Origin of the sequence: Colwellia sp. MB3u-8, from assembly GCF_014076985.1 — a bacterium.
Taxonomy (GTDB): domain Bacteria; phylum Pseudomonadota; class Gammaproteobacteria; order Enterobacterales; family Alteromonadaceae; genus Cognaticolwellia.
The window spans coordinates 1-486 of the sequence record NZ_JACGVA010000029.1; the positions used below are offsets into that span (position 1 = coordinate 1).

At 51.4% G+C, this 486-nt stretch carries 1 protein-coding gene; it reads left to right on the plus strand.

The genetic code is table 11. The features are described from left to right. The coding region (locus H4J54_RS00215) for a PAS domain-containing protein (protein ID WP_182188844.1) at positions 1-486 on the plus strand (486 nt) is incomplete at both ends.

Genomic DNA, 486 nt, shown 5'->3' on the forward strand with positions numbered 1-486 from the left:
GCTAGCGATACGTCATGTATCAGGCAAGCTCACCGACGTACTCTATAACGCCAGTGTATACAAAGATCTCGAAGGCAATGTGCGGGGGGTTTTTGCCTCGGCACGCGATGTGACTGAGCGTAAACGAGCAGAAGAAGCGACCCAAACCGCCTCGCAATATTCTCGTAGCCTGATTGAAGCCAGCTTAGATCCATTGGTCACCATCAGTGCCGAAGGTAAGATTACTGACGTGAACACCGCGACTGAGAAGGTGACGGGTGCAGAGCGTGCCAGCCTCATTGGCAGTGACTTTGCTGATTACTTCACCGATCCTGAAGAAGCCCGTAAAGGTTACGAGCAAGTATTCTCAAAAGGCTATGTTACCGACTATCCGCTAGCGATACGTCATGTATCAGGCAAGCTCACCGACGTACTCTATAACGCCAGTGTATACAAAGATCTCGAAGGCAATGTGCGGGGGGTTTTTGCCTCGGCACGCGATGTGAC